8 protein-coding genes are annotated in these 9,371 nt (G+C 35.7%); 5 read left to right on the top strand and 3 right to left on the bottom strand.

Annotation, left to right across the window (positions count from 1 at the left end):
- Window positions 1-66 precede the first annotated feature (66 nt).
- Window positions 67-2,448 (bottom strand): DUF4125 family protein, encoded by a 2,382-nt coding sequence (locus ACYPXO_RS10510; RefSeq protein WP_459640523.1) that lies wholly within the window; start codon window positions 2,446-2,448, stop codon window positions 67-69.
- Window positions 2,449-2,624: 176 nt separating this feature from the next.
- On the opposite strand from ACYPXO_RS10510, the gene ACYPXO_RS10515 reads away from it, so the two are divergent.
- The 4 genes from ACYPXO_RS10515 to ACYPXO_RS10530 all read left to right on the top strand — a co-directional run bounded on the left by ACYPXO_RS10515 (window position 2,625) and on the right by ACYPXO_RS10530 (window position 7,017).
- A complete protein-coding gene (locus tag ACYPXO_RS10515; RefSeq protein WP_459640524.1) occupies window positions 2,625-5,039 on the top strand; it encodes a YfhO family protein in 2,415 nt (804 codons plus the stop codon).
- 94 nt (window positions 5,040-5,133) lie between these two features.
- On the top strand, window positions 5,134-5,433 hold the full coding sequence (locus ACYPXO_RS10520; protein WP_459640530.1) for a GtrA family protein: 300 nt from the start codon (window positions 5,134-5,136) through the stop codon (window positions 5,431-5,433).
- Window positions 5,420-6,361, top strand: coding sequence for a glycosyltransferase family 2 protein (locus tag ACYPXO_RS10525; RefSeq protein WP_459640525.1), 942 nt, complete (start codon window positions 5,420-5,422; stop codon window positions 6,359-6,361). Before ACYPXO_RS10520 ends, ACYPXO_RS10525 begins: the two co-directional genes overlap by 14 nt.
- Window positions 6,349-7,017, top strand: coding sequence for a PIG-L family deacetylase (locus tag ACYPXO_RS10530; RefSeq protein WP_459640526.1), 669 nt, complete (start codon window positions 6,349-6,351; stop codon window positions 7,015-7,017). Before ACYPXO_RS10525 ends, ACYPXO_RS10530 begins: the two co-directional genes overlap by 13 nt.
- A 31-nt stretch (window positions 7,018-7,048) precedes the next feature.
- On the opposite strand, the gene trpS is transcribed toward ACYPXO_RS10530, so the two are convergent.
- Both trpS and ACYPXO_RS10540 read right to left on the bottom strand, forming a co-directional pair.
- Window positions 7,049-8,053 carry a tryptophan--tRNA ligase gene (gene trpS / locus ACYPXO_RS10535; RefSeq protein ID WP_459640527.1) on the bottom strand — a complete coding sequence of 335 codons (1,005 nt, stop codon included), beginning with the start codon at window positions 8,051-8,053 and terminating at the stop codon, window positions 7,049-7,051.
- Window positions 8,054-8,072: 19 nt separating this feature from the next.
- Window positions 8,073-8,705 carry a histidine phosphatase family protein gene (locus ACYPXO_RS10540; RefSeq protein ID WP_459640528.1) on the bottom strand — a complete coding sequence of 211 codons (633 nt, stop codon included), beginning with the start codon at window positions 8,703-8,705 and terminating at the stop codon, window positions 8,073-8,075.
- 122 nt (window positions 8,706-8,827) lie between these two features.
- Here ACYPXO_RS10540 and ACYPXO_RS10545 point away from each other — a divergent pair, with 122 nt between their 5' ends.
- Window positions 8,828-9,307, top strand: coding sequence for an S-ribosylhomocysteine lyase (locus tag ACYPXO_RS10545; protein ID WP_459640529.1), 480 nt, complete (start codon window positions 8,828-8,830; stop codon window positions 9,305-9,307).
- Window positions 9,308-9,371 lie beyond the last annotated feature (64 nt).

A 9,371-nucleotide genomic window follows, 5' to 3' on the forward strand; every position in this document is an offset into this window, starting at 1 on the left:
CAGACTAAAGTCCATAATTCAAAAGCGTTATGCGTCACCTGTTAAGTGACTGCATAACGCTTTTTTCTACATCATCTGTTTTTGCTCCGCTTCTTCCATTGTTGTATATCCATAATATTCTGTTGTCCGGCGCATGATTTCTTCTACCATATTTATTCCACGTTTCGCAAAATCGACAACCATTGCCGCATATCTGACAAGAGTTTCCATTGAATATGTTTTTAATTCTCCTCTCAAATATGTTTCAAAAGAAATATTGTTCTCCTCATCTTCCGAAGTATGAATCAGTCTTGCCTGCCCCGATAAATGCGGATATTTCTTTGCAAATTCTTCTCGCCATTCTACCTGTATAGGAACTATACCTTCTATCATTCTGCATTTTTCTTCCGAAACTTCCGGCAAATTATCTTTAATAACTTCATACTCGTCTTTCGCCGTACTTTCCATCATATAAGCATATTTCTCCATAATAAGATTGCGTCCCTGCTGCCCGCCTTCTTTCAAATCTTTACAATAAGAATTTAACAGTTCCTCTCCCCATACAGAAAACTGACTTTTTCTCATAATATCAAATGTTTCAAAATCGTCCTGACAGGAAGCACGTCCCCCTGTATTTCTCACTTTCTGAAACATCTCCCATTCTGATTTCACAATTTCTTCTATCACATTCATTTTCTTTTCTCTCCTTAATATTCTTTCTACATGACATTCCAAAAAATCTTCCTCACCTTCTGTCAGATTTTGTTCTTTCAATTCTCTCAAAATCATGGAACAGATTTTTTCTATTATCATACTTTTCTCTTCAGGCGTCTGCACTGTAAACAATTTATCAAACCACTGTTTAGTTTCAGATAATTTTGGCAGTGTTGCCATTTTTCTAAACATCCACTTATAATATGGCATAAATGTATTATTCAGCAAATAAATCAAATTGCATCCCGCCTGCACAAATTCACGCAGTGCCATCTCTCCCGCTGTATATTCTCCTCTCTTTACACAGCGAAGATAATTATACTGCCCTGCTTGTGCTGCCAACGCTGTCATCTGCGCTATTTTACGCACCCTCACCTCATAGGGATACCCTTTTTTTAATTCTCTCTGTATATGTAAAAATGTTCCTTTTCCATTTTTAAAAATTTCTCCTGCCGTCACCTGTGCCAGCGCCGTTTCAGATACGGAAAGCCATGTATTCTCTTTTTCTTCCTTTGTATACTTTTCCGGATATAATAAAACTTCATACAATTCTCTTCCAAGAAATTCTTCATAGAATGCTCGCACATTCAAAATCCCCACTCTGTTTTGTCCTTGAACAGTCACTTGTCTTGGCGGAATATTTCCAAAAGTTTTTGGAAGTTTATTATATTGTTCTTCCATTTCCTTTCCATATTTTTTCGTATCCTCTTCTTCCAGCCAAACACAAAATGCCGGTCCAAAATCATGGTCTGTAGAAAATATATCATCAAATCCAAAACATTCTGAACCATGTCCCATAAGTCCAACCGTCATTCTGTCAAAACATTCCGGAAATTTTTCTTTCAACATTTTCTTTCCATACTCTTCATAATAAAGACGAGAAATCTCCATTCCTTTTTTTCTATTTTGCTTCATTCTCGCATCTTTTGCCTTTTTACGAAGATATTCTGCCTGTTGCAAAAAACCGCTCTCCTCTAACACAATCGCACAATTTTCACAGGTGATCGCATAATTTTCACATTCACCATAATGTTCCAATATTTCTTTTAATGCTTTCGTATAATACTCTACAGATTGCCCATAGTCTTTCTGCAAATAATATCCGTGTGCCAAAGAAGCAAGAAGGGCTGAGTAATGCGAGCCCTTTACTGCTTCCTTTTCGTATAATCGCAATGCTTTCTGCAAAGCAGTAATTCCCTTCGTATAATCCTTCATCTCGAAATACACCGTTGAAAGATTTGTATAGGTCGAAGCAATTTCTGTCTTATATTCCGGAAACATCTTAACAATTTCTAATGCAGTATGCAGACAATCCACTGCCTGAGTATACTCTCCAACTCCTTGATACGCCATACTCATGTTATTGTAAAGCCCCGCCTGTTTTATATCCGGCTGTGTAAGTACATTTTCATAAATACAATTCGCTTTACGATAGATGTCTAAAGCCTCTGTATATTGTCCTCCCGAACGGTATGCCGTTGCCAAATTAACAAGCGTTGTCGCATGAAATTCCGTATTAGCTAAATTCAATTCTCTAATTAATTTTTCTGCTTCTCCCCCATTTTCAATTGCCTCTTCTGCTCTTCCTACGCTCCTGTAATAGCCTGTCAGTTCATTATAAAGACTTAGAAGTGTTTCTTTATCCTCTTCCTTTTTTGCCTGTTCTATACATTTTTGCAAAAAAGGCTCCACCTCCGAAATTCTTTTCTCGGCAAAAAGCCTGTCCAATTGATTTAATATATTTTTCTCATTCATATTTTCTCCTCCTTCCCTATTATACATATTTTTTACCTTTTCGGGTATAAACTTTCATTTCTTAAGAAGTATTAAGAAACAAACCGCTAATTTTAAGAATATTCGTCATTCTATTCAATCCGTTCTTAAGATTCATCTGTCATAATATGATAAGAAACGAGGAGGGGACATAACATATGAAGAAATTTCAAAAATTTTATCCATACATATTACTAACTACTTTCGCCTGCTGTCTTATTTTCATTATCTGGCCGGACAATGTATCTTTTGGCTCTACAACAGATTGGGTTCAGCAGCATATTAAAATCGCGGACTATTTCCGCACACTTTTTTTTAATAACGGACAACTTTTTCCTGACTATGCAGCCCATTTAGGCGGAGGAGTCAATATTTATGCGCTATCCTACTACGGACTCTTCCGACCGGACGTACTTATCAGTTACTTAATTCCTTCTATAGATATGGAATATATCGTTGTCACCTACATTCTTGCAGAATATATTGCAAGTATTAATCTCTGCTTTTTTTGGCTGAAAAAACATAATATACGAAAAGATATTTGCTTTATTTCCGCATTTTTGCTGGCAACATCTTCTCTCTTATTCCAAAGTCACAGACAGATTATGTTTATCAATTATATGCCTTATCTGTTTTGTACATTGCTCGCCATTGACAACTTTTTACAAACAAAAAAAATACGATGGATTTCTTTATCCATAGCGCTCGTTATTCTGCACAGTTATTTTTTTAGTGTGACTGCAATTATTCTTTGCACAGGTTACTTCCTTCTTCGATTGGAAAAGAAAACTGAGAAAAAAAATCTCATATTGAAATATATAGGAGCTGTTTCTCTTGGCATTGGAATGTGCGCGGTTCTCCTCCTTCCTACCGCCTACTATATGATGCAGATTAAAAAAGACAGTGGAAAATCTCTTTCTCTCATAGAAATATTCGGGATTACTCCTTCGTTGAGAGGACTCTTATATTATTCCTATGGCGCAGGACTGACAATTATTGTTCTCTTTGTGTTAATTCTTTCTTTACAGTATAAACGCACAAAGAAGATGGGACTTATCCTTTTATTCTGCCTAAGCAGTAACCTTGTCGCCTATTTATTAAACGGAACTTTGTATGTACGCTATAAAATTTACCTTGTTTTCCTTCCATTCATTTTATATGCCTTTGCTAAAACATTGCAGGAAATGTACTTTTCGGAAAAGAAAATACATTTTTATCCGCTTCTCTTTACCGGCATACCTGTTTTAACTATTTATCTATTCGACCGCCGAAAAACAGAACTTCCGATACTTTTAGATATTGTAGTAACCTTCATTCTCCTTATCCTTTTCTATCGGAAAAAAAATACGGCATATTTGCTCTTTGCCTGTATCCTTCCCTTCATTATCTGTATACAGTTAAATGAAACCGAAGTCTATCCTACAAAAGAAGATACTATTTTTTCAGATACGGAACTGGCAGAATTTTGCGCCACTTATAAAGGGAGATTTTTGGATACGACCACAGGACTTCTAAATGTAAACAATGTTTTCAGCGAAAACACCTATAAAACAACAATGTATTCTTCCCTTTCTAATGGAGAATATAACACTTTTTATTATGATTACATGAAAAATCCAATAAGCATTCGCAATCGGGTAGTTCTCTCATCTAACCCGAACATTTTGTTTCAACATCTGATGAATGTAACAACTATGCAGACAAAGAAAGAAACACTCCCACTCGGATATGAAATCATCAAAGAACGAAGGGGAGTTGTACTGGCAAAAACAAATACCTCTATGCCACCCGCATATGTGACAGACAGACTTTACAGCGAAAAACAGTTTAAAAAACTATCCTATCCTGAAAATATAGAAGTCCTGACACAATATGCAATTACGAATACTGATAGGGCAGAATTTAAAAAAGGAATACATAAAGAAAGTTTTTCTCTTACCATAAACGGAAAAGGAAAAAGAAAACAAACAGTTCGTTTACCAAAAGAATATACTGACACCGTTCTTCTTCTTTCCTTTGACATAGACAGAAAAGATAAAAAAGAAGTTGTTATTGATATTAACGGTATACGAAACAAACTGTCTGGTAAGGACGCAAATTATCCAAACAATAACACAACTTTTACTTACATTCTTTCATCCAATCAACCACTGCAAGAACTGCATATCAACGCTTCAAAAGGAATTTACCATATTAAAAATGTGCAGTTATATTCTCTTCCTTACATCAATATACAGAAGAGAATCCAAACGGTTGATGCAGTGGATTTAGAGAAAACTGACGGGAAAGAAGTGCTGACAGGAAAAGTAACTGCCTCCAAAAGCGGTTACCTCATTACTTCTATACCATATGAGAAAGGATTTACCGCCTATGTCGACAACAAAAAAGTATCTGTCGAAAAAGTGAACACTTGTTTTGTCGGTTTTCCGATAACCAAAGGAAATCACAACATTTCTATTGTGTTTAATGCTCCGGCAAAACATCTCGGACTTATTATCAGTGGATTTTCTTTCATATTGTTTATTATACTTTTTATTTACGAGGGGAGATTATTATGGAAAAGAAAACGTTAACAGAATTTATCCGCTACTGTTTTATCGGTGGCTGTACAACGGCAATTAATTATTTTGTATATATTGGAGTTTTATTTTTTTTCAAAAACATTATCTGTTTGCAAATACGACAGCGTGGATTTTTGCCGTTCTCTTTGCTTTTTACGCAAATAAACATTTTGTATTTCAGAAAACCAAAAAATCAGATAAGGAAGCTTTATCTTTCTTTTCTATGCGACTTGTCACTTTACTGATTGAAAATATTCTTTTATACATCTGTATACAGCAATTACTTCTTCACTCTCTTATTTCTAAATTAATAGTGAGTGTAATTACTGTTTTAGCAAATTATGTCTTATGTAAATATGCGATTTTTACTGAAGAGAAAGGTGGTATAGTTTATGAAGAAAATTAGTGTAATTGTTCCATGCTATAACGAAGAGGATTCCCTTCCTCTTTTTCATAAGGAAGTAACAAAAGTTTTACAGGAAATCAAAGATGCTGACTATGAATTAGTATTTGTCAATGATGGTAGCAAAGACCATACGATAGATATTATAAAACTTCTCGCCACAAAAGACTCGCACATATCCTACTTTTCCTTTTCACGAAACTTTGGAAAAGAAGCCGCAATGTACGCTGGTTTATCCCATGCGGACGGCGACTACTGTGTCATTATGGATGCCGATTTACAACATCCGCCAATGCTATTAAAAGAAATGTTCTATGCCGTTGACAAAGAAGGTTATGACTGTTGTGCAGGAAAACGTCTGGATCGTACAGGAGAAGGAAAAATACGCAACTTCTTATCTCACTCTTTTTATCGTGTCATTCAACGCCTTACCCATATGGATATGAGTGACGGCGCCGGAGATTTCCGCATGATGTCACGACAAATGGTAAATGCAATTTTAGAAATGAAAGAATACAACCGATACATGAAGGGGCTTTTCTCTTTCGTAGGGTTTGAAACAAAATGGGTGGAATTTCACAATGTAGAAAGAATTGCCGGAGAAACAAAATGGACACTAAAAAGTCTGTTTTCATATGCCTGTGAAGGTATTTTCTCTTTCTCAACAAAGCCTCTAATGATTTCAGGTATGTTCGGCTCCTTTTTACTAATGATTTCAGTTGTCTTAGCAGGATACATTGGAATAGATACATTGCTTTTACATCATAAGTTTAACGGACTTCTCGCCATAACTCTACTTATTCTTGTATTAAGCAGTATTCAAATGATTTTTGTTTCTATTCTAGGTCAATATGTATCTAAAGATTATATGGAAAATAAAAATCGTCCGATTTACATTATAAAGGAGAGTAACAAACCATGCGTATCTTAAAAAAAGCAATTATCTGTGGTTTTCTCACTTCACTCTTTATTCTGTCAGGCTGTCAAAAAGAAAAAATACCTGAGCCGACTGAAAATTCAAAAAAACTAATGATTGTTGCTCATCCCGATGACGAAACTATTTTCGGCGGAAAGCACCTTTCCGAAGGCGGCTATTTCATTGTCTGCCTGACTAATCGGGATAATTCAGTCAGAAAAGCCGAGTTTACTGCCATGCTGGATTCAACAAAAAATGAGGGAGTTATTTTAGATTTTCCCGATAAAAGATTCGGAAAAAGAGATAACTGGGAACATCACAAAGAAAAGATCAAAAAACTCATCACGCACTATGTAGAATCAAAAGATTGGGAAAGCATTACAACCCATAACTCCGAAGGAGAGTACGGACATATTCATCACAAAATGACCCATCAATTTGTTACCGCAGTATGCGAAAAAAATAATCTGACAGATAATCTGTATTATTTTGCTCCTTATTACAAAAAGCAAGAATTAAATAAACATATCCTTGCTCCTATGTCAGATGAAGACTTAAAAGACAAAATAAAATTAACCGAAATTTATCTCTCGCAAGAAAAAATATGCAATAACTTAAAGCATATTTTTCCATATGAAGAATGGACCTCTTATAAAGATACATATAAATAGGATTGCACAATTGCGCAATCCTATTTATATGTTATCTTATTCTGTCAGGAAAACCTACTTTACGTTGTACTTTACGCAATGTTTTTGTTGCATAATAGTTGGCTTTCTCCGCATTATTTTTGATAATACCATCAATATAACCTTTGTCTTTTTCAAGTCTTGCCACTTCATCCTGAAGAGGTTCCAAAACAGAAACAACAGCCTCTCCTACTGCCATTTTAAAATCGCCATATCCTTTTCCATCAAATTCTCTTACAACTTCATCCACTGTCTTATTTGTGCAAGCACGATAAATATCAATTAAGTTTTTCACTCCCGGCTGCTCATCACGATAAACAATCTGTGCCTCTGAATCTGTTACCGCACGTTTACATTTACGCATAATTGTATCAGGATCATCCATAAGATAAATACTTGCATTTGGATTCTCGTCAGATTTTGACATCTTCTTTGTCGGTTCCTGTAAACTCATAATTTTTGCTCCGACTTTACCGATGTATGCTTCAGGTACTGTGAAAACATCCCCATAAATTGAATTAAATCTCTGTGCAACATCTCTTGTCAGTTCCAAATGCTGCATCTGATCAATTCCCACCGGAACAACATCCGCCTGAAACAATAATATGTCAGAAGCCATAAGAACCGGATATGTAAAAAGTCCGGCATTAATGTTATCTGCATGTTTTGCCGCCTTATCCTTAAACTGTGTCATACGGTTTAATTCACCCATGTAAGTGTAACAATTTAAAATCCATGCCAATTCCGCGTGTCCCGATACGTGTGACTGATAATAAATACAGTTTTTCTCCGGATCCAGACCTGCCGCAATATATAAAGTTAATAATGCTCTCGCTCTTTTGCGAAGTGTCGCCGGATCCTGTCTTACCGTAATGGAGTGCATATCCACAACACTATAAAAGCATTCGTATTCATCACTTAAAGTAATCCAGTTTTTTAACGCCCCAAGATAATTACCTAATGTAAGATTTCCTGTTGCCTGCATTCCGCTGAATAATACTTTTTTGTCGTTAATCATTTCCATTCTCCTCCTTTTATTACCAGTCTTCTACTTCGTCTTCATAGTAGACTATATTTTCCTCTTCAATCGTTGGAACTCCCTTATCCACATAAATAATTGTCACAGCACAATTTTTATGAACTCCGCCATGCCAAAACAGACTCATCGGGTTATTCTTCACAATTCTTAAAATCGCACACAATACTGCTCCGTGTACAGACACCAAAATCGTACTATCCTGATAGTCTTTATTTCGGAATATATCATCAAGAAAATGCTCAATTCTCTCATTAAATTCACTAAAGTCTTCTCCGCCTCTTGATGCCCTATAACTCTCAGGCGCATCAAAGAAACGCTTAAACTCCTCGTCAGGAATATTAAACTTCTCCCCTTTACAGTAAAGTCCTTCATATTCCCCAAAACACATTTCTTCTATTCTTGCATCCTCGATTACGGGAATTTCTCTGTCCCCTTTCACAATCAGGGCAGTTTCTCTTGCTCGTTTCAACGGGCTTGTAATCACTAAATCAAACGGAACATCTTTCAGCCCTTCTTTTGTTTTATATGCCAGACTTCTTCCAAATTCATTCAGTTCAATGTCTGACTGCCCTTGTAGCCGTTTTTCTTTATTCCAGTCTGTTTCCCCATGTCGCATAATGTACAATTTCATCTTTGTCCCTCCAAACTGTCCATGTGAAAATTACATTGAATATGTCTATTATATCATATTTTCTTGAAAGATTGCATTTTATTTTTAAAATCGCTATAATAAAAATGATTGGAGGAAATATCATGGAAAAAATCACAAGTTTTACAATTGACCATTTAAAATTAAAACCGGGCGTTTACGTTTCTCGCAAGGATACTGTAGGTGCAGAAACAATCACTACATTTGATTTAAGACTGACCAGCCCAAACGATGAACCCGTAATGAATACAGCTGAGATACATACGATTGAACATCTCGCCGCAACATTTTTAAGAAACCATGAAACATTCGGAGAAAAAACAATTTATTTTGGTCCTATGGGATGCCGTACCGGATTTTATCTCCTTCTTTCCGGAGATTACACCTCTTCCGACATTGTCCCTCTTCTGACTGAGATGTTTCGATTTATCGCTGATTTTTCAGGAGAAGTGCCGGGAGCAAGCGCTAAGGATTGCGGTAATTATTTAGACATGAATTTACCAATGGCTAATTATCTTGCAAAAAAATATCTGCATGATGTATTGGAAAACATCACTCATGAACAACTTATTTATCCAAATTAATATTAGTCATAAAAAACGAGTAAACAAAATTAACTTGTTTACTCGTTTTTATTATGGACTTTAG

This window comes from Faecalimonas canis (assembly GCF_054601575.1).